This is a genomic window from Anaerofustis stercorihominis, from assembly GCF_005844425.1.
Classification (GTDB): domain Bacteria; phylum Bacillota; class Clostridia; order Eubacteriales; family Anaerofustaceae; genus Anaerofustis; species Anaerofustis butyriciformans.
This window is the reverse complement of the sequence record NZ_SPHL01000007.1, coordinates 30,107-48,485: the sequence shown is the minus strand read 5'-3', so window position 1 is coordinate 48,485 and position 18,379 is coordinate 30,107. Positions and strand designations below refer to the sequence as shown.

The 18,379-nt window shown below is 29.3% G+C and carries 19 protein-coding genes, 2 tRNA genes and 1 pseudogene; 16 read left to right on the top strand and 6 right to left on the bottom strand.

All coding sequences use genetic code 11. The annotated features are described in order from the left end of the window. The first annotated feature begins 45 nt into the window (after positions 1–45). The gene (locus FGQ49_RS03360; RefSeq protein ID WP_138268502.1) at positions 46–660 is read left to right on the top strand and encodes a DUF5105 domain-containing protein; all 615 of its coding nucleotides are present in this window, start codon (positions 46–48) and stop codon (positions 658–660) included. 45 nt (positions 661–705) lie between these two features. Here FGQ49_RS03360 and FGQ49_RS03355 read toward each other — a convergent pair whose 3' ends face one another. Next, a complete protein-coding gene (locus FGQ49_RS03355) occupies positions 706–1,311 on the bottom strand; it encodes a 3'-5' exonuclease (RefSeq protein WP_138268501.1) in 606 nt (201 codons plus the stop codon). A 289-nt stretch (positions 1,312–1,600) separates the two neighbouring features. On the opposite strand from FGQ49_RS03355, the gene FGQ49_RS03350 reads away from it, so the two are divergent. The 10 genes from FGQ49_RS03350 (at position 1,601) to fba (ending at position 9,054) form a co-directional block, all read left to right on the top strand. After that, positions 1,601–1,676: transfer RNA gene (locus FGQ49_RS03350), tRNA-Lys, on the top strand. A 104-nt stretch (positions 1,677–1,780) separates the two neighbouring features. Then, positions 1,781–1,856 (top strand) — tRNA-Lys (locus tag FGQ49_RS03345). Between the two features lie 105 nt (positions 1,857–1,961). Then, positions 1,962–2,441, top strand: coding sequence for a hypothetical protein (locus tag FGQ49_RS03340; protein ID WP_138268500.1), 480 nt, complete (start codon positions 1,962–1,964; stop codon positions 2,439–2,441). Between the two features lie 64 nt (positions 2,442–2,505). After that, the gene (locus FGQ49_RS03335) at positions 2,506–2,676 is read left to right on the top strand and encodes a stress-responsive transcriptional regulator PspC (protein WP_138268499.1); all 171 of its coding nucleotides are present in this window, start codon (positions 2,506–2,508) and stop codon (positions 2,674–2,676) included. A gap of 188 nt (positions 2,677–2,864) precedes the next feature. Further along, positions 2,865–3,044 carry a hypothetical protein gene (locus FGQ49_RS03330; RefSeq protein WP_138268498.1) on the top strand — a complete coding sequence of 60 codons (180 nt, stop codon included), beginning with the start codon at positions 2,865–2,867 and terminating at the stop codon, positions 3,042–3,044. A 24-nt stretch (positions 3,045–3,068) separates the two neighbouring features. After that, on the top strand, positions 3,069–5,714 hold the full coding sequence (locus tag FGQ49_RS03325; RefSeq protein ID WP_138268497.1) for a valine--tRNA ligase: 2,646 nt from the start codon (positions 3,069–3,071) through the stop codon (positions 5,712–5,714). A 201-nt stretch (positions 5,715–5,915) separates the two neighbouring features. Beyond that, positions 5,916–6,338: a hypothetical protein gene (locus FGQ49_RS03320; protein WP_138268496.1), complete on the top strand. Its 423-nt coding sequence runs from the start codon at positions 5,916–5,918 to the stop codon at positions 6,336–6,338. A gap of 2 nt (positions 6,339–6,340) precedes the next feature. Continuing rightward, on the top strand, positions 6,341–7,288 hold the full coding sequence (locus FGQ49_RS03315; protein WP_138268495.1) for a TIGR01212 family radical SAM protein: 948 nt from the start codon (positions 6,341–6,343) through the stop codon (positions 7,286–7,288). 12 nt (positions 7,289–7,300) lie between these two features. After that, a complete protein-coding gene (locus FGQ49_RS03310) occupies positions 7,301–8,119 on the top strand; it encodes a GTP pyrophosphokinase (RefSeq protein WP_138268494.1) in 819 nt (272 codons plus the stop codon). Further along, complete coding sequence (gene fba / locus FGQ49_RS03305) at positions 8,119–9,054, top strand: class II fructose-1,6-bisphosphate aldolase (protein ID WP_138268493.1); 936 nt, start codon at positions 8,119–8,121, stop codon at positions 9,052–9,054. The genes FGQ49_RS03310 and fba overlap by 1 nt, the downstream gene beginning before the upstream one ends. 53 nt (positions 9,055–9,107) lie before the next feature. Here fba and FGQ49_RS03300 read toward each other — a convergent pair whose 3' ends face one another. The 3 genes from FGQ49_RS03300 to FGQ49_RS03290 form a co-directional block, all read right to left on the bottom strand. Next, entirely contained in the window at positions 9,108–9,392 is a 285-nt protein-coding gene (locus tag FGQ49_RS03300; RefSeq protein ID WP_138268492.1) for a DUF6506 family protein, read from the bottom strand. A gap of 23 nt (positions 9,393–9,415) precedes the next feature. Then, positions 9,416–10,951 carry a cardiolipin synthase gene (cls, locus tag FGQ49_RS03295; protein ID WP_138268491.1) on the bottom strand — a complete coding sequence of 512 codons (1,536 nt, stop codon included), beginning with the start codon at positions 10,949–10,951 and terminating at the stop codon, positions 9,416–9,418. 232 nt (positions 10,952–11,183) lie between these two features. Next, complete coding sequence (locus tag FGQ49_RS03290; protein WP_138268490.1) at positions 11,184–11,762, bottom strand: TetR/AcrR family transcriptional regulator; 579 nt, start codon at positions 11,760–11,762, stop codon at positions 11,184–11,186. A gap of 152 nt (positions 11,763–11,914) precedes the next feature. Between FGQ49_RS03290 and FGQ49_RS03285 the strand changes: the two genes are divergently transcribed. From FGQ49_RS03285 to FGQ49_RS03265, 5 genes are all read left to right on the top strand, one after another. Beyond that, positions 11,915–12,793: a DMT family transporter gene (locus FGQ49_RS03285; RefSeq protein ID WP_138268489.1), complete on the top strand. Its 879-nt coding sequence runs from the start codon at positions 11,915–11,917 to the stop codon at positions 12,791–12,793. A 166-nt stretch (positions 12,794–12,959) separates the two neighbouring features. Further along, complete coding sequence (locus FGQ49_RS03280; protein ID WP_138268488.1) at positions 12,960–13,937, top strand: ABC transporter substrate-binding protein; 978 nt, start codon at positions 12,960–12,962, stop codon at positions 13,935–13,937. 51 nt (positions 13,938–13,988) lie between these two features. Continuing rightward, the gene (locus tag FGQ49_RS03275) at positions 13,989–14,966 is read left to right on the top strand and encodes an ABC transporter substrate-binding protein (protein WP_138268487.1); all 978 of its coding nucleotides are present in this window, start codon (positions 13,989–13,991) and stop codon (positions 14,964–14,966) included. A gap of 196 nt (positions 14,967–15,162) precedes the next feature. Next, on the top strand, positions 15,163–16,116 hold the full coding sequence (locus FGQ49_RS03270; RefSeq protein ID WP_138268486.1) for an ABC transporter permease: 954 nt from the start codon (positions 15,163–15,165) through the stop codon (positions 16,114–16,116). A 3-nt stretch (positions 16,117–16,119) separates the two neighbouring features. Continuing rightward, positions 16,120–16,914, top strand: a complete 795-nt coding sequence (locus FGQ49_RS03265) for an ABC transporter ATP-binding protein (RefSeq protein WP_138268485.1) — start codon at positions 16,120–16,122, stop codon at positions 16,912–16,914. A 243-nt stretch (positions 16,915–17,157) separates the two neighbouring features. Here the strand turns inward: FGQ49_RS03265 and FGQ49_RS10810 are convergent. Further along, a pseudogene (locus FGQ49_RS10810) lies at positions 17,158–17,806 on the bottom strand (nitroreductase family protein). Positions 17,807–17,820: 14 nt separating this feature from the next. Further along, positions 17,821–18,183 (bottom strand): ArsR/SmtB family transcription factor, encoded by a 363-nt coding sequence (locus FGQ49_RS03255; RefSeq protein ID WP_138268484.1) that lies wholly within the window; start codon positions 18,181–18,183, stop codon positions 17,821–17,823. Positions 18,184–18,379: the final 196 nt, after the last annotated feature.

Genomic DNA, 18,379 nt, shown 5'->3' with positions numbered 1-18,379 from the left:
TGTTATAATATTTACAATTAAAGTATAAGAAAGAAGGTGGAAATTATGAAAAAGATAATGGCACTAATTATGGCGATTTTTATTATGTTCGGATTTACAGGTTGTGGAGGACCAAGTGCAGAGGAGTCTTTAACATCGTACTTGGATGTTATGTGCTGTAAGGATGAAGATAAAGTATTGGAAAAATATATAAACGGGGAAGAAGTTGATGAAGATTATAAAGAATTTTTAGGAGATGATTTCCAATATTTTAAATCAAGTGGTTTAGATGAATTTATGTTGGCTCTTTATAAAAATCTTGATTATAAAGTAGTAAGTGTTGAAGAAAACGGAGATACGGCTACAGGAAAAGTTACATTCTATATGGTTGATTTTGGAAACATCTATGAGCAAGCAGTTAAAGACACCATTTCATGGTTTAAAAATAATTTATCGGCTTCAACAAGTGATATAACAAATAAAATAATGGATAATTTTACAAATGAAATAAACGATGCTGCACAAAAAGACACTTCTGTTGAAAAAACTGTTACTTTTATTATGAGTAAAGAAGATGGTGTTTGGAATATAGATAATATGAATTCTGCTATGGATGAATTATTTTCCGATGCGATGAGCGATATGAATGATGTAAACAATAATATTAACGATTATTTTTAAAAAGTAAATTTATAAATAAAAGAACATACATATGTATGTTCTTTTTTATAAGTTAAAAATCATTTTATACATATTTATATCACCATATTGTTCTAAAATAATATTTCTGTATTTTTCAAAACAGTGATATGTGTCTATACAGTCAGATAAGGCTCTATGCTTTTGGTCTCTTTGTATATTTAATTTTTTTAGTATTGTTTCAAGTTTATGATTTTCAAATTCAGGACTTATTTTTCTTGATATTTTAAGTAAGTCTACATAATCATTACTAAGATAAAAATTTGTATTTTTTTCATAATTATCATATAAGAAATTTATATCAAAATTAACGTTTTGTCCGACTAAAATATCTTTTCCAACGAAATCATTAAACTTAAGTATTGCATCTTTTATGTTAGCAGCATCTTTAATCATTTCGTTATCAATACCTGTTAGCTCTTGTATTTGTTCAGAAATAGTTTCTTTTTGAGGTTTTACCAAAATTGAAAATTCATCACTTATCTTAGTTGCTCTTATTTTAAGTGCACCTATTTCTATTATTTCATTATATTCAGAGTCAAGCCCTGTGGTTTCAATATCGATTACGCAGTAGTCATTTGGAAAATCAAAATATTCTTTTCCCTTATGTTCTCTATATTTTAAATAATTCATATCTTTCTCCTTTTATTTATATAAATTATAATAATTATTATTTTGATTTCCATAGGTTTATAAACTTTTTTATAAATTAATAATAAATAAAATGTTTTAATGAGAGAAGTCATATAATGCTTAAATGTACAAAATAACAGGGATTCTTAAAAGATAATAAATATATGAATAAAACTCGACATTTTAGTAAAATAATATATATAAATAAAAATTTTATAAAAAAAATAAAAAAGTATTGACAATATTTGTATGTTTTAGTATACTAATTAAGCTGTCAGATTAATTAAGTGACCCATTAGCTCAGTTGGCAGAGCACTTGACTTTTAATCAAGGTGTCCGGAGTTCGAATCTCCGATGGGTCACCATTTTTTTGTCAAAAGTGATTGAAAATTATATAAATAAATTTAAAATTTAGTATTGACAAATTTATAATGTTTTAGTATACTAATTAAGCTGTCAAATATTAAGTGACCCATTAGCTCAGTTGGCAGAGCACTTGACTTTTAATCAAGGTGTCCGGAGTTCGAATCTCCGATGGGTCACCATTTTTTTGCCCATTTACCATATCTTTTGATATGGTTTTTTTATTTTTTTGAATAATAAACGTACATAATTGAAAAGATAATATTATTAAAATCAGGAGAATTGATTTGGAAGAATTATGTATTGAACTTAACGGGGAAAGAATAAAGGTTTATTCTTTTATGGATAAAAAAATATCATTAAAAAATATATTAGAACATGAACATTTTTGTAAAGATAGTAAAAATGTAAAGTTTAAGATAACGTTGGTAGATAAAATATCAAAAAAGGATAAAATACTAAATTTGTGCAAAGCTTTAAACTTGTCTGATATATTAATAGTTAATTCTGCCAGTAATATAAATATAAGGCATTTTAATATAAAAACAATATCATATGGTCTTGATGAAAAATCTACAGTTAATGTTTCCAGTATTGACGAAATGGAAAATGATAAGCCTATTGTATGTGTACAAAGAAGTTTTTCATCTGTATTTTTAAAAGAATATGAACCAATGGAAATTAAAGTGAAAAGAATTAAAAATATAGATGATATAGCTACTTTTTTGGGGATAACTACTCTTAAATTAGTATTAGAATTGGATTAAATGTTTGAATTTTTATCTTATGTGATGTATAATTATAATATAAATTTTAAGAGAGGATCGAACAATGGAAAAGAACAATACCGGAAAAATTATTTTAGCATCTGTAGTTGGTTCTGTAATGATAATTGGAGCCTTTGGAACGTATTTATATGTTAAGGATAAACTTAACAAAAAGAAACTTGGTGGAAAATTAATAAAAGTTGATTACAATTATTCAAAAGAGTTTGACGATTAATGAGAAGACTTCATAAGTTTGAAGTCTTTTTTTTATAAAATTTAATTATATTTTACATATTTATTTTCTATATTTTATTTTTGTTTAATGTGTAATGTTTATAAGGTCTATAGGGCTAATTCATTGACAAAAAAAGCTATATTTGTTATCATAAATTTTATAATTTGTAAATTTTTAGAGGTGTCAAAATGAAAATATGGATAGTTAGATTAATCGGTGTTTTGATGGTTTGTTTAGGCGCTTTTTTCGTAAGACGTCTTGATCATGTAGACCCTGATGAAAGATATTTTAAAATATTGGCTTTATTTGCCATTCCTATGGGACTAATGGTAATAATGGCTACATTTATAAAAGTTTTTGGAGCTTAATAAATAAAAAAATGAGGTTGTAAAATGAGTGATAAAACATTGGAAAAACAATATAACCCTTCAAAAATAGAAGGGGAAATATATGAAAAATGGGAAAAAGGTGGATATTTTAAACCGGAAATAAACAAAGACGGAAAGCCTTTTACCATAATTATGCCTCCTCCTAACATTACCGGAAAACTTCATATAGGGCATGCTTTTGATGATACTTTACAAGACATTCTTATAAGATATAAAAGAATGAAAGGTTTTGCCGCATTATGGCTGCCTGGTGAAGATCATGCGAGTATTGCAACAGAAGTAAAGGTTGTTGATAAAATCAAGGAAGAGACAGGAAAAACAAAACAAGATTTAGGCAGGGAAGCATTCCTAGAAGAAGCTTGGGACTGGGCCAAAACTTACAGAAAAGAAATAGCAAATCAAGTAAGAAAACTTGGTGCTTCATGTGATTGGTCAAGAGAAAGATTTACTATGGATGAAGGTGTAAGCGAAGCCGTAAAAGAAACTTTCGTAAGACTTTATGAAAAAGGCTTAATATATAGAGGAAACAGAATAATAAACTGGTGTCCAAGCTGTAGAACTGCTTTAAGTGACGCAGAAGTTGAATATGAAGAACAAAAAGGTCATTTATGGCATATAAAATATCCTATTAAAGATAGTGATGAGTATGTTGTAATTGCAACAACAAGACCTGAAACAATGTTAGGGGATAGTGCTGTTGCGATTAATCCCGATGATGAAAGATATACTCACCTTAAAGGTAAAACTTTGATTTTACCTCTTGTAAACAAAGAAATTCCTATTGTATTTGATGATTATGTAGATAAAGAATTTGGTACAGGTTGTGTAAAAATTACACCTTGTCATGACCCTAACGACTTTGAAGTAGGCTTAAGACATAATCTTGAACAAATAAGAGTATTTAATGATGACGGAACAATAAATGAACTTGGGGGAAAATATCAAGGTTTAACAACTAAGGAAGCAAGAAAACAAATTGTAGAAGATTTAAAAGAAGCCGGTTTATTAGAAAAAATAGAAGATCATATGCATAATGTTGGAACATGTTACAGATGTGGAACAACAGTTGAGCCTTTAACTTCACTTCAATGGTTTGTAAAAATGGAACCACTTGCTAAACCTGCTATTGACGTTGTTAAAAATGCCGAAGTACAATTTGTTCCTGACAGATTTAAAAAGATATACTTTAATTGGATGGAAAATATTAAAGACTGGTGTATTTCAAGACAGTTATGGTGGGGACATAGAATTCCTGCATATTACTGTGAAGAATGTGGTGAAATGGTAGTAAGCAAAAATGCACCTGAAAAATGTCCAAAATGTGGATGCTCTAAATTAAAACAAGATGAAGATGCACTTGATACATGGTTCTCTTCTGCTTTATGGCCATTTTCTACTTTAGGCTGGCCTGAAAATACCAAAGACCTTGAAAAATTCTATCCAAATGATGTTTTGGTAACAGGTTTTGATATTATTTTCTTCTGGGTAGCAAGAATGGTATTTTCCGGAATAGAACAAATGGGTAAACCACCTTTCCATCATGTATATATTCATGGTTTGGTTAGAGATTCACAAGGCAGAAAAATGAGTAAATCTCTTGGAAATGGTATTGATCCACTTGAAGTAATAGATAAATATGGTGCAGATGTACTTCGTTTCTCTCTTGTAACAGGAAATAAAGCCGGAAATGATACAAGATGGCAAGAAAGTAAAGTTGAAGCAAACAGAAACTTTGCAAATAAAATTAACAATGCCGCAAGATTTATTCTTATGAACCTTGAAGATTTTGACGTAGAAAAAGAAGTTGATTTTGATACACTTCATGATACAGATAAATGGATAATTTCAAGAAAGAATCAAATTGTTAAAGAAGTTACTGCAAATATTGAAAAATATGAATTTGGTATTGCAGCAGAAAAACTATATACATTTATTTGGAATGAATTCTGTGACTTATACATTGAATTTGCAAAACCAAGATTAAATTCTGAAAATGTAAATGACAGATTTAATACACAGTATACTCTAAACCATGTATTTATGGATATAATCAAAATGTTACATCCATATATGCCTTTCATTACAGAACATATTTACTCTTTCATGCCAGGAAAGAACGGAATGGTTATTGGAGAAAAATATCCTGAATATAGAGAAGAATATAATTTCTCAAAAGAAGAAAATGATATAAGCATTATTGTTGAAGCTTTAAGAGCTGTAAGAAATGCGAGAGCTAATATGAACATACCACCTTCAAAGAAAACTGACGGTTATATTTTTGCAAATGATAAAGACATGGAAAATGTTTTTGCATCAAGTAAAGATATATTATGTAAACTTGCAGGCTTTAAAGATATAAGTTTTATTGATAGCGAATATGACAAAGAAGAAAGTTTAAGTGTTGTGTCAAGCGGCGGTAAAATCTATATACCTATGGGAGAACTTGTAGATAAAGACAAAGAAATTGAAAGACTTCAAAAGGAAGAAAATAAACTTATTGGTGAAATAGAAAGACTTGATAAGAAACTTTCAAATAAAAACTTTGTAGATAAAGCTCCCGCAAAAGTAGTTGAAGGTGAAAAAGAAAAATATAAAAAATATGAAGCATTACTTAACGAAGTAAGAGAAAGTTTAAATAAACTAAAATAAAAAAAGTGCGTATGCACTTTTTTTATTGTTTCTTTTTTGTGAATTAAAAATAAAATTATGAAAAATATAAATATAAATAGTCTTTTTATTTGCTTATTTATATAAGGCAGTAAATTAATTTGTGTTACAAATGCTCTTCACATTTTGATTAAAATGTTGTATAATAAATTAAAATAAAAAATGACGTACGAGGTGATTAAAATGGTTAGAATTATCGGTGGTGCTGAAGGCACTGGAAAAACACAAAAACTTATTGAATTAGCTAACAGTGAAAACAAAGAAGCAAAAGGACTTCAAGTTTATATTGATTCTTCACTTAACCATTCAAGAGAAGTAATGACACAAATCAGATTTATTAACACATCTGAATTTCATGTAGCATCTCCTGAAATGTTTTTCGGATTTTTATGTGGTTTAATAGCCGGAAACTATGATATTAACCAAATATACATTGATGATATTTTAGAAATTTTAAATGCTAAACATCTTGAAACTGCAATAGCATTTTTAGATCAATTGGAAGCTCTTACAAAAGAGTATGAATGTGATATAACTCTTACTCTTGGCGCAAGAGATGAAGATGAATTAAATTTACTAAAAAAATATGAATATCAAGAAGCGTAACATTGTATACTAAATTTTCTACTAAGTTAAAAGAAAAGTACCAAGGAAAAGTTTATAAGATTCCTATAAGTATTGACACAACCTGTCCGGTAAGAGATGGGAGTATATCTAAAGGCGGATGTATATTTTGTGGTGAAAAAGGTGCAGGTTATGAAAATGGTGACTGCAAAGAATCAATTACTAAACAAATAAACGATAATTTAGATATTTTTGTAAATAAATATAAAGCCGAAAAATTTATATTATATTTTCAAAATTTTACCAATACGTATATTAAACTTTCTACTTTTAAAGATAACATTTTGGAAGCTGTAAATGTATTAGATAATGTTGTTGCGGTGTCTATTTCAACAAGACCCGACTGTATTGATAATGATTATTTGAGCTTTTTGAAAGAAGTAGAAAATAAGTATCATCTTGATATAATAATTGAACTTGGTTTACAGTCCGTAAACAACGAAACACTTAGAAAATTAAATAGAGGACATACTTTAGCTGATTATATTAAAGCTGTTTTAATGATAAAAAGTTATGGTTTTGAAGTAAGTACGCATATAATTGCTTCAATACCCTATGACAGCGATGAAGATATAATAGAAGCTGCAAAAATTCTTAGTATTTTAAAAACAGATAGTGTTAAAATTCATTCATTATATGTAGAAAGAAATACAATTTTGGGTAAAATGTATTTAGATGGAAAAATAAAAATGCTTTCAATCGAAGATTATGTAAGGAGAGTAGTTTTATTTTTAGAAAACTTGGATGAAAATATTGCAGTGGAAAGACTGGTATCCAGAGTACCAAAAGAAGAAGATGTCCTCTTTTTAAACTGGGATAGATCTCACTGGGTAATACAGGATATGATTCTGGATGAGATGAAAAAACAAAATACTTATCAAGGGAAAAAATATAATATATATAACAAAGGTTTGCTTGATAAGTTTAAATAAAGGAATGATATTGTGCTTGAAACAGGCGTGAATTGGGATGACTTTTTATATCCGTATAGGCAAGCTGTTGACGAACTTGTTTTAAAATTTAAAACAATAAGAGATCAAAAGATAACAGTTGGTCAGTATTCAGAAATTGAAGAAGTTCACGGAAGAGTAAAAAAAGTAAAAAGCATACTGGAAAAATTAGAAAAAAATCATTATAATATTAATGATATTTCAACAAAGATAACCGATGTTGCAGGTGTAAGAATAATATGCCAATTTGAAGAAGATATAACAAAGGTTGTCAGTGATATAATGAAAAGGAATGATATGAAGGTGGTTATAAAAAAAGACTACCTTGCAAATCCGAAAGAAAGCGGTTATCGTTCCGTTCATTTAATTATAGAATATCATGTTAATACAGCATTTGGGGTTAAGGATATTCTATGTGAAATACAAATAAGAACTTTAGCTATCAACTTTTGGGCTACCATAGAACATTCCCTTAATTATAAATATGAGGGGGATATACCAAAGGAGCTTTCCAACAGACTGAAAGCAGCAGCAAAAAAAGTTGAAGAGTTAGATAAGGAAATGAGTGCAATACGTGATGAAGTAATGCATGCTCAAAAAGTATTTATGGCAAGTAAAAATGCCACATTAATGACAAGTCAATATATATCCTATCTAAATAAGATGGGGTATTTGGAATTAGGGAATAAATATGTTAAAATATTTAATAAGTTATCTGAAAAAGATGACACCCTACAACTTCTTCTTTTAGAAAAACAACTGGAAGCGGAAGTAAAAAAAATAGTAAAAAAAGAAAACAAAGGAGAACAATAATGGCTTTAATCTCAAGTAAAGAAATTTTACAAAAAGCAAAAGAAGGAAAATATGCAGTAGGTGCTTTCAATGTAAACAACATGGAAATTATCCAAGGTATCGTTGAAGCTGCACAACAAGAAAATGCTCCTGTAATTTTACAAGTATCAGCAGGTGCTAGAAAATATGCAAAATCAGCTTACTTAACATCTTTAGTTGATGCTGCAATCAAAGACACAGGTGTTGATGTTGTATTACATCTTGACCATGGTGATAGCTTTGAAATTTGTAAATCTTGTATTGATGATGGATTCACATCAGTAATGATCGATGCAAGTAAATATGATTTTGACAAAAACGTTGAAATTACAAAACAAGTTGTTGAATACGCTCATGATCATGGCGTAACAGTTGAAGCTGAACTTGGTAAATTAGCAGGTGTTGAAGATGCTGTTAAAGTTGCTGCAAAAGATGCTACTTACACAGATCCTGAAGAAGCTGCTGAATTCGTAGCTAAAACAGGTGTTGACTCTTTAGCAATCGCTATCGGTACTTCTCATGGTGCTTACAAATTCAGTGGAGAACCAAGCTTAGACTATGCAAGACTTGAAAAAGTTTGTGAACTTATTCCAAACTTCCCAATCGTACTTCACGGTGCTTCTTCTGTACCTCAAGAATTTGTTGAACTTAACAACAAATATGGTGCAAAAATCCCTGGAGCTCAAGGTGTTCCTGAAGAAATGTTAGCAAAAGCTGCTAAACTTGGTGTTGCTAAAATCAACGTTGATACAGATATTCGTTTAGCAATGACAGCTGCTATCAGAAAAGTATTTGTTGAACAACCAGAAGTATTCGACCCAAGAGGATACTTAGCTCCTGCAAGAACAGCTGTTAAAGATATGGTTGCTCACAAAATGCAAGTATTTGGTTGTGCTGGTAAAGGCTCACTTAAATAGTTTATATGAAAAATTAAATAATAAAAAAGACCATCTTTAAGATGGTCCTTTTTTTATTTATTAAATGTTTTATTGTAAATTTCTTCTTGTTCCTTAAGGTGAGTTACATACCCAATTGGAATTTCATTATTTGTTGCTTTAATTATTTCTCTTGCGCCTTCTTCGTTAAAAGCTCCGCACAGTTCAATACAGTTTATTCCTTCTTCGTAAAGTTTTTTTGCAATGATACAAGCTTCTTTTAAATTAGAAACTCCAATTATTCTTGCATCTCCATCATGGATGTATGCTGTGTCATTTTTTGAATTAAAATTACCCATTATTAAAAATGCAAATTTCATATTTTGTTATTCCTTTCTTTTTATTACATTAACGGTGCAAATAATCTAAGTAAACTTCTGTATAATCTAAATAAAAACGGAAGTTTTGTTTTTTTGTTGTATCTTTTTGTACTTACTTCAAAAGTTTGAAGCATATCTTTTTTTATTTCTTTTATACTGTTTGTTTTATATAAGTACACACCACACTCAAAATGTAAATAAAGGCTTCTGTAATCCATATTTGCCGTTCCTACAGTTGCAACTTTATCATCAGATAGGAAGCATTTTCCATGAATAAATCCTGGTGTATAATGATAAACTTTAACTCCGTTTTCAATAAGTTCCGGACAAAATGATTTTGTAAGTTCGAAAGCATTTTTTTTATCGGGTATTCCCGGAATTACGATTCTTACATCTACACCTCTTTTTGCTGCAAGAATTAGCGCAGTGGTCATTTCATTGTCTATAATTAAATATGGCGTGTAGATATAGACATAATCTTTTGCTGCATTTAAAATGTTGATATATATATTTTCTGATAAAATTTCATTGTCAAGAGGGGAGTCGCTGTATGGTTGAACGTAACCTTCATTTGAGTATTCTTTTGCAAAATTGTAATCAGGTTTGAATTTTTCATATTCAAGCTCGTTGTCGGTAGGTCTTAGTCCGTTCCACATTTCAAGAAACATCATTGTAAAACTCCAAACGGCTTCACCTTCAAGTTTAATTGCATTGTCTTTCCAATGACCAAATCTTTCGATTTCATTTATATATTCGTCAGATAAATTTATTCCTCCCGTATATCCGACTTTTCCGTCAATTACCATTATTTTTCTATGGTCACGATTATTCATTACCATAGACAAGAAAGGAACAAATGGATTAAAAGCTATTGTCTTAATGCCTTTCTTTTCAAGTATTCTTTTGTATTTTGCCGGCAATACCGTAACAGAACCTATATCATCATAAATAAATCTTACATCTACACCTTCTTTAACTTTTTGTTCAAGTATATCCAAAATAGAATTCCACATCTTGCCTTCATGAACAATAAAATATTCAATGAAAATATATTTTTTTGCTTTCTTTATTTCAATAAGCATATCTTCAAAGGCTTCTTCACCTAATTTAAAAAAGTTTGTTTTGGTGTTTTTGTAAATAGGATATGGGCCGTAGTTTTCTATATACATAATGTTTCCGGCACCATAAGGATCATCGTTTATTATTTCTTCGATAATTGAAGTATCTTGGTTTAACATTCTTTGTGTAAAAACTTGAGATCTGTTTAATTTTTTTATAAGTTTTCTTGCAGGTTTTTTGTTACCGACAAAGAAGTAAAACATTATACCAAACATTGGGAAAGCCATTATAACTATTGCCCAACCCAGCTTGTATGCAGGGTTTATGTTCCTAGTATTTACATAAGCAACCGCTATAATACTTACAATTAAAAATAATCCGTAAATTTGGTTGGTTACTTCGCTGAATTTTACTACAACGAAAAATAACATGAATACCTGTAATATAAGTAATATGCCGAAAATAACAATTCTGCTAAATAGTTTATCTAAAAATTTCATTTTTTCCCTTCTTTTAATTTCTTTGTATATAATATAACATTACAAACTTTTAAAGTCCATATTTTACATTAATTATATTTTTTATTTGAAATTCTAGATGATGAATGAAAAATATATTTAAAAAGAAAAAATGAGAAAAATAAATGATTCAAATAATAAATTTATAAATAAAACAAATCGATGATATAAAAATTTATATTTAAAGCAAGGAGCAACTGTATCAAGGTAGAATTTAGTTTTCTGGCGTTTTAAAAATCGGCTCTATAACACAACGGAAATAGTAATCTAACTGCTTTGGTGTATGTTTTTTGTTTCCTTTTGTCCACCATAAAACCATTTCTACAAAGCTACTTGAAATATGATTTATAATAAAGTCTTGCGGAATATTGGGGTTTAATTTTAAATTTTGATTTATAAATTGTGTTTTTATTAATTTGTTTAAACTGTTTTTAAAATAACGAAGGAAAATTTCGTTACTTTCACAGGATAATAATTCTAAAATATTGTTATCATTTTTTTGTAAATGTTGTAAAAGATGACAAAAAACGGATTTTGGAGCTTTTTCATTTGAATAAAGTCCATGTGTGTGGGAGGTGTTTACTGCACTATTTATAATATGTTCAAAAAGTTCTTTGCATACTGCGTTTAATAATTCGTCTTTAGTCTCAAAATGAGCATAAAATGTACTTCTGCCAATGTTTGCAGTATCAATTATTTCTTGTACTGTAATATGATTGTAGCTTTTCTTACCAATTAATGTGCTAAATGCTTGAAAGATTGCTTTTTGAGTTTTTTGTTGTCGTCTATCCATTATATTTCTCCGTACAAATCTACAAAATTGTTCATTAACTTACATTTCGATATATTTATTTGTTGTTAAGAAAAATATTCATATGATATAATCGAACAAAATGTAAGATAACATACAAATTATATAATATTTTTTTAGGGAGTGTCAATAAAATGAAAGAAGAATTAAATATTAAAAGAGGAATAGCTTTTGCGATATTTGCGGCATCACTATATGCAATTAATGCTCCTTTTTCAAAAATATTATTAGATTATATTCCTTCCACTTTAATGGCTGGCTTTCTTTATTTGGGTGCTGGAATAGGAATGTTTTTTATTTTTATTATTAGAAAAATAAAAAATACTCAAATTAAAGAATTAAAATTAACAAAGGATGAATTACCTTATACTATAGCTATGATTGTTTTAGATATTGCTGCTCCTATTTGCTTATTATTTGGTTTAAGGTTAACAACTGCAGCAAATACGTCATTACTCAATAATTTTGAAATTGTTGCAACAGCAATAATTGCTTTTATGGTGTTTAAAGAAAAAATAAGTATACGATTATGGTTTGGGATATTTTTTGTTTCACTATCTTGTGGAATTTTATCTTTTGAAGATGTATCAAGTATAAAGTTTTCATATGGTTCGTTATTTGTGCTGCTTGCTGCTATTTGTTGGGGCTTTGAAAATAACTGCACAAGAAAAATATCTTTAAAAGATCCTTTGCAGATTGTTTTATTAAAAGGGATATTTTCGGGATTAGGATCTGTTATTATAGGGCTATGTATTGGAGAAAAGGTAGAAGTTGGGATTAATATTATTGCTGTTTTATTTTTGGGATTTGTGGCATATGGTTTAAGTATTTATTTTTATGTATTTGCTCAAAGATTGCTTGGCGCAGCTCGTACAAGTGCTTATTATGCTGTTGCACCTTTTATATCGGCAATTATATCATTGATTATTTTTAGAGATTTTCCTGATATTAGATATTTCATTGCTCTATTTATAATGGCTATAGGTGCTTGGCTTTCTTCTAAAGATGAATAATTATAAATATCATTAGATAAATGACTATATTAAAACTATAAATTTAAATTTAATATATTATTCAAACCCATTAAATCTCCTAAATTTTCAGAAAATTATTGACATTATATTAATTGTTATAGTACAATAATTTTTAATATAAATTAAATTATAGGGGAGAAGTAAAATGGCAAAAAAATTATTGGCAATTACGATTTGTTTAGCGTTATTTCTAGGAATTAGCGGTTGTGGTTCTAATGACGGAAGTAATAAAGTATACAAAATCGGCGTTCTTCAGTTAGTTCAACATGATGCTCTTGATAAAGCTAACGAAGGATTTATGAAAGCATTGGAAGATAATGGATTTAAAGATGGTGAAAACATTGAAGTTGATTATCAAAATGCAGCAGGAGATCAATCAAACTGTCAAACTATTTCTGATAGTTTTATAAATGACGGAAAAGATTTGATTTTAGCAATAGGCACTCCTGCAGCTCAAGCTGTTGCAAATAAAACAAAAGATATTCCTATTTTAGTAACAGCGGTTACAGATCCAGCTGATGCGGGACTTGTTAAATCAAATGAAAAACCTGAAACAAATGTATCAGGTACAAGCGATTTAACTCCTGTTGAGGAACAAATTGATTTATTAAAACAAATTGTTCCTGACGCAAAAACAGTTGGAGTTATGTATTGTTCAAACGAATCAAACTCTATATTACAAGCTGGTATTGCAAAAAAAGCTATTGAAGCAAAGGGAATGACATATGTTGAAGGAACAGTATCAAATTCAAATGAAATTCAACAAGTTGCATCTTCTTTGGTAGATAAAGCTGATGTGCTTTATGTTCCTACTGATAATATGGTTTCTGCAGGTATAGCCACAGTAGCTATGGTTGCAAATGAAAAAAATGTTCCTATTATTTGTGGTGAATCAGGTATGCTTGAAGGTGGTGCTTTAGCAACATATGGTATTGATTACTATAATCTTGGATACAAAACAGGTCTTCAAGCTGTTAAAATTTTAAAAGGTGAAGCGAAAGTTGAAGATATGCCTATTGAATATTTAGCTGAAGAAGATTTGGAAATGGCTGTAAATGAAGAAGCTGCCAAAACTCTTGGTATAACAATACCTGATAGTATTATGAGTCAAATAAAAAAATAATATAAATATATAATAATTGTAATTCTTATTTATTTTTTGGAGGGGAAAATAATGTTAAAAAAGATTATTTCAGTATTACTTTGCCTTGGAGTTGTCCTTGGATTTAGTGCTTGTGGTTCAGACAGTTCAGGTGATGAAGTGAAAAAAATCGGAGTTATTCAATTAATACAACATGAATCTTTGGACTCTGCTTATGAAGGTTTCGTTGCAGCACTTAAGGATAACGGATATGAAGATGGAAAAAATATTGAACTTGATTTCCAAAATGCAGCAGGGGATCAATCAAACTGTCAAACAATTTCAGATGGATTTGTAAATGACAATAAAGATTTGATATTGGCAATCGGAACACCTGCAGCTCAAGCAGCAGCAAGCAAAACAAGTGATATTCCTATTTTAGTAACAGCAGTTACAGATCCTGCAGATGCGGGACTTGTTAAATCAAACGAAAAACCTGAAACAAACGTATCAGGTACAAGTGATATGACACCTGTTAAAGATCAACTTGAAGTATTAAAGGAATTTTGTCCTGAAGCAAAAACAGTAGGACTTTTATATTCTTCAAATGAAGCGAACTCAGTTTTACAAGCAAAGATAGCTAAAGAAGAAGCAGAAAAACTTGGTCTTACTTTAGTTGAAGCAACTGTTTCAAGCTCAAATGAAATTCAACAAGTTGTTTCTTCTGTAATTGATAAAGTTGATGCAATTTACATACCTACAGACAACACATTTGCAGCAGGTATGGCTACAGTTGCTCTTGTAACAAATGAAGCAAAAGTTCCAGTATTCTGTGGAGCACAAGCAATGGCAACAGACGGTGGTCTTGCTTGTTATGGTATTGACTATTATGATCTTGGATACAAAACAGGTCTTCAAGCCGTAAAAGTTCTAAAAGGAGAAGCAGATGTTTCTACTATGCCTATTGAATACTTAAGCGGGGATGATTTAAAACTTGTTGTTAATAACGATACATTAAAAACATTAAATATGGAAATTCCTTCAAGTTTAGAAGATAAACTGGTAAAATAATAAAAAATTAAAGAGGTATTTATATACCTCTTTTTTTATTTATAAATATTTATTTTTTTGATTTAATATACATCATAGAAATATTATTTTTATATTGAAAAGTTGATAAAATAATAGTAAAATAAAATAATAGTGAAAATTGAGAAAATTTCATTTTTTTTAAATATTAAATTATACAAATTTCAGGGGGTATAATATGGAACTTCTTACAGGTATACTTAAAAACCTGCCGGATGCCATAAGCTTAGGTATTTTGTGGGGTGTAATGTGTCTTGGAGTATACATTACATTCAAAATTTTGGATATAGCAGATATGACAGTTGACGGAACTTTTGCTCTTGGAGGATGTGTTACAGCAACTCTTGTTGTTAACGGCATTAATCCTATTTTAAGTTTAATAGTTGCTACTATTGCCGGTATGCTTGCCGGATGTGTAACAGGATTTTTACATACTAAACTTAAAATTCCTGCAATTCTTTCCGGTATCTTGTCTATGCTTGCACTTTATTCAATTAACTTAAAAGTTTTGGCAGGTAAATCAAACTTAGCAATGCCACAACTTGGTGGAGGAAATGTTAAAACAGTAATAGATTATGTTTGTGATTTAACAGGACTTTCAAGTTCAAATGCAACATTATTATTCGGGCTAATTATTGTAATTTTAGCAATGGTTATTTTATACTGGTTCTTTGGAACAGAAATAGGATGCGCCATAAGAGCTACCGGAAATAATGGGGATATGGTAAGAGCTCTTGGTGTTAATACAGACACAATGAAAATTATCGGTCTTATTATTTCAAATGGTCTTGTTTCATTGTCAGGTGCAATGGTTGCACAATCTCAAAGATATGGTGATGTAGGTATGGGAACAGGTACAATCGTAATTGGTCTTGCATCTATTATTATCGGAGAAGTAATCTTAAATAAGGCTATATCATTTAAAACAAAGCTTATAAGCGTAGTTCTTGGTAGTATCATATACAGAGTAATAATTGCAGTTGTTTTAAGACTTGGTATGAATCCAAACGACTTAAAACTATTAACAGCAATAATAGTTGCTCTTGCATTATCTCTTCCTATAATTAAAGGAAAGATAAACGAAAAGAAAAAAATAAAATTAAACAAAGAAATGAATGGCGGGGAGGTGTAGAAAATGCTTAAACTTCAAAATATAAATAAGACATTCAATGAAGGTACTATAAATGAAAAGAAAGCATTAATAGATATAAACTTACATCTATACCCTCAAGATTTTGTTACGGTTATTGGTGGTAATGGTGCCGGTAAATCAACAATGTTAAATATGATAGCAGGTGTTTATCCTGTTGACAGCGGTAAAATTACATTAGCTGACCACTTGATTACAACTCTTGATGAACATAAAAGAGCAAGATGGATAGGCAGAGTTTTCCAAGATCCTATGAGAGGTACTGCCGCAGACATGATGATTGAAGAAAATCTTGCTATGGCATATAGAAGAGGAGATAAAAGAGGTCTAGGCTGGGGAATTAAAAACGAAGAAAGAGATGAATATAGAGAACTTCTAAAAACTCTTGATTTAGGACTTGAAGACAGATTAAGCGATAAAGTAGGTTTACTATCAGGTGGACAAAGACAAGCATTAACTTTATTAATGGCAACACTTAAAAAACCTGAACTTCTTCTTCTTGATGAACATACAGCTGCTCTTGACCCTAAAACAGCAGCAAAAGTTTTAGAGCTTACTCAAAAAATCATAGATAAAGATAATTTAACAGCATTAATGGTAACACATAACATGAGAGATGCTATTAAATATGGAAACAGACTTATTATGATGTATGACGGACATATTATTTATGATGTTAGAGGAGAGGAAAAGAAAAATCTTCAAGTTAAAGATTTGCTTGAAAAATTTGAAATGTGTTCCGGCGGTGAGTTTGCAAACGACAGAATGCTTCTTTCTTAATATAGAAAAATAAAAAGAGTGCTTATGCACTCTTTTTATTTTATATTTATGTAAGATTTTGTTTTTAATATAAAGCTATGAATTGATATCATTTATATATATTGTTGATTTCAGTAAAATATTCTTTTTTAGGTATTAATGTCTTTTACAAATTTGATATGTTTATTAATAACTTAACCTTTAATTTGTTTCCCTGAAAATATTATATGGCTTAACATTACTTGAGGATATATCCATTTTCTTTTATTTTCCGGAACCTATTTCAAAATGATATTTTACTATTCCAATATCCATTTTGGTAAGAATTCCTTTTCCTCTTTTAAATGAAACACTATTGTCTTCGTTTAAAATAATTTTGAACTTTTGTTGGTTCATTGCGGTAGGGGCAAGTAAGGCGGTATTTACGCCTTCTTTAAACCAGTTTTTTTCTTCTGTTTTTATTTCCGTTACTTCGTCGTATGATTTTGACTTATGTTTTATTCCTTCCGTTTTTCCATATCCTATTGAAATTGCACAGTATATTTTTTCGTTGTTTTTTAATTTACAAGGTGATTTCTTTTTTGAGTATGTCATTGCAACGAAACAGGTATTAAGTCCCATACATTGTGCTTCAAGAGCAATTTTTGCTCCGTAATATCCAAGTTTTTCTTCTGTATTTTCTCCTTTTTCCCTATTAATAAAATATAGTTGCTTACATTTTCAAATTTTCCGTAATGAGCCATAAAACAGTTAAAAGCATTTGGTTCATTTGTAAAAATTGTATGTTAAAATCATTTTTTTTGTTACATTCATTTATTATATTTTGAATTTTTTGTATCTTGTTATCTTCTATTTTTTTGTTAAGATAGCTCCTTACTGAATGTCTTTTTTGTGCAGCTTCTTTTAAGTTCATATTACTTCTTTTTTTTATATGTTTTTTTGATATTCCTGATTGTCAATGCTTTTTATGATTAAGGAAATATCGTCTATTAATTTTTTTAATTCTTTCCATTTTGAAGTTTGTGTATTTATATAATAAAAATTCATTGTGCCTTTTTTCTTTAATGAGATAATGCCGGATTCTTTGAGTATTTTCAGATGGTTGGATACGGTAGGTCTTGAAAGATGTGTCTGTTTAGTTATTTCTCCAACTCGTATTCCCGTATTTTCATTTGTGAGCATTGTATTGATTATATTAAGTCTGGTTTCATTTCCCAGTGCTATAAATAGGTTTTGGCATTTGTTTAGGTCATTGGCTATAATTTGTTTTTTTATTATACATTTATTCATAATGACTCCTTTGTTTATAATTTTAAACGGATTATAACATAAAAAACATTGAAATAAGAACATTGGTAAAGAAAATCGAGATGAATATTTTTTGAATGTAAAAAAGACAGGATAATTCCTGTCTTAAAAGTGGCAATAATTTAAGTAAACTTTGCGACTTAGGTTTGGTAGGATTTCCCGAAAATATACAAAAACG

Bases quoted from the DNA above. Each gene is read 5' to 3' on its own strand.
- FGQ49_RS03300 (WP_138268492.1), bottom strand. From the start codon at position 9,392: ATGAAATTTGCATTTTTAATAATGGGTAATTTTAATTCAAAAAATGAC.
- FGQ49_RS03265 (WP_138268485.1), top strand. From the start codon at position 16,120: ATGCTTAAACTTCAAAATATAAATAAGACATTCAATGAAGGTACTATA.
- FGQ49_RS03275 (WP_138268487.1), top strand. From the start codon at position 13,989: ATGTTAAAAAAGATTATTTCAGTATTACTTTGCCTTGGAGTTGTCCTT.
- fba (WP_138268493.1), top strand. From the start codon at position 8,119: ATGGCTTTAATCTCAAGTAAAGAAATTTTACAAAAAGCAAAAGAAGGA.
- FGQ49_RS03335 (WP_138268499.1), top strand. From the start codon at position 2,506: ATGGAAAAGAACAATACCGGAAAAATTATTTTAGCATCTGTAGTTGGT.
- FGQ49_RS03270 (WP_138268486.1), top strand. From the start codon at position 15,163: ATGGAACTTCTTACAGGTATACTTAAAAACCTGCCGGATGCCATAAGC.
- FGQ49_RS03285 (WP_138268489.1), top strand. From the start codon at position 11,915: ATGAAAGAAGAATTAAATATTAAAAGAGGAATAGCTTTTGCGATATTT.
- FGQ49_RS03330 (WP_138268498.1), top strand. From the start codon at position 2,865: ATGAAAATATGGATAGTTAGATTAATCGGTGTTTTGATGGTTTGTTTA.
- FGQ49_RS03280 (WP_138268488.1), top strand. From the start codon at position 12,960: ATGGCAAAAAAATTATTGGCAATTACGATTTGTTTAGCGTTATTTCTA.
- FGQ49_RS03290 (WP_138268490.1), bottom strand. From the start codon at position 11,762: ATGGATAGACGACAACAAAAAACTCAAAAAGCAATCTTTCAAGCATTT.
- cls (WP_138268491.1), bottom strand. From the start codon at position 10,951: ATGAAATTTTTAGATAAACTATTTAGCAGAATTGTTATTTTCGGCATA.
- FGQ49_RS03325 (WP_138268497.1), top strand. From the start codon at position 3,069: ATGAGTGATAAAACATTGGAAAAACAATATAACCCTTCAAAAATAGAA.
- FGQ49_RS03255 (WP_138268484.1), bottom strand. From the start codon at position 18,183: ATGAATAAATGTATAATAAAAAAACAAATTATAGCCAATGACCTAAAC.
- FGQ49_RS03320 (WP_138268496.1), top strand. From the start codon at position 5,916: ATGGTTAGAATTATCGGTGGTGCTGAAGGCACTGGAAAAACACAAAAA.
- FGQ49_RS03355 (WP_138268501.1), bottom strand. From the start codon at position 1,311: ATGAATTATTTAAAATATAGAGAACATAAGGGAAAAGAATATTTTGAT.
- FGQ49_RS03360 (WP_138268502.1), top strand. From the start codon at position 46: ATGAAAAAGATAATGGCACTAATTATGGCGATTTTTATTATGTTCGGA.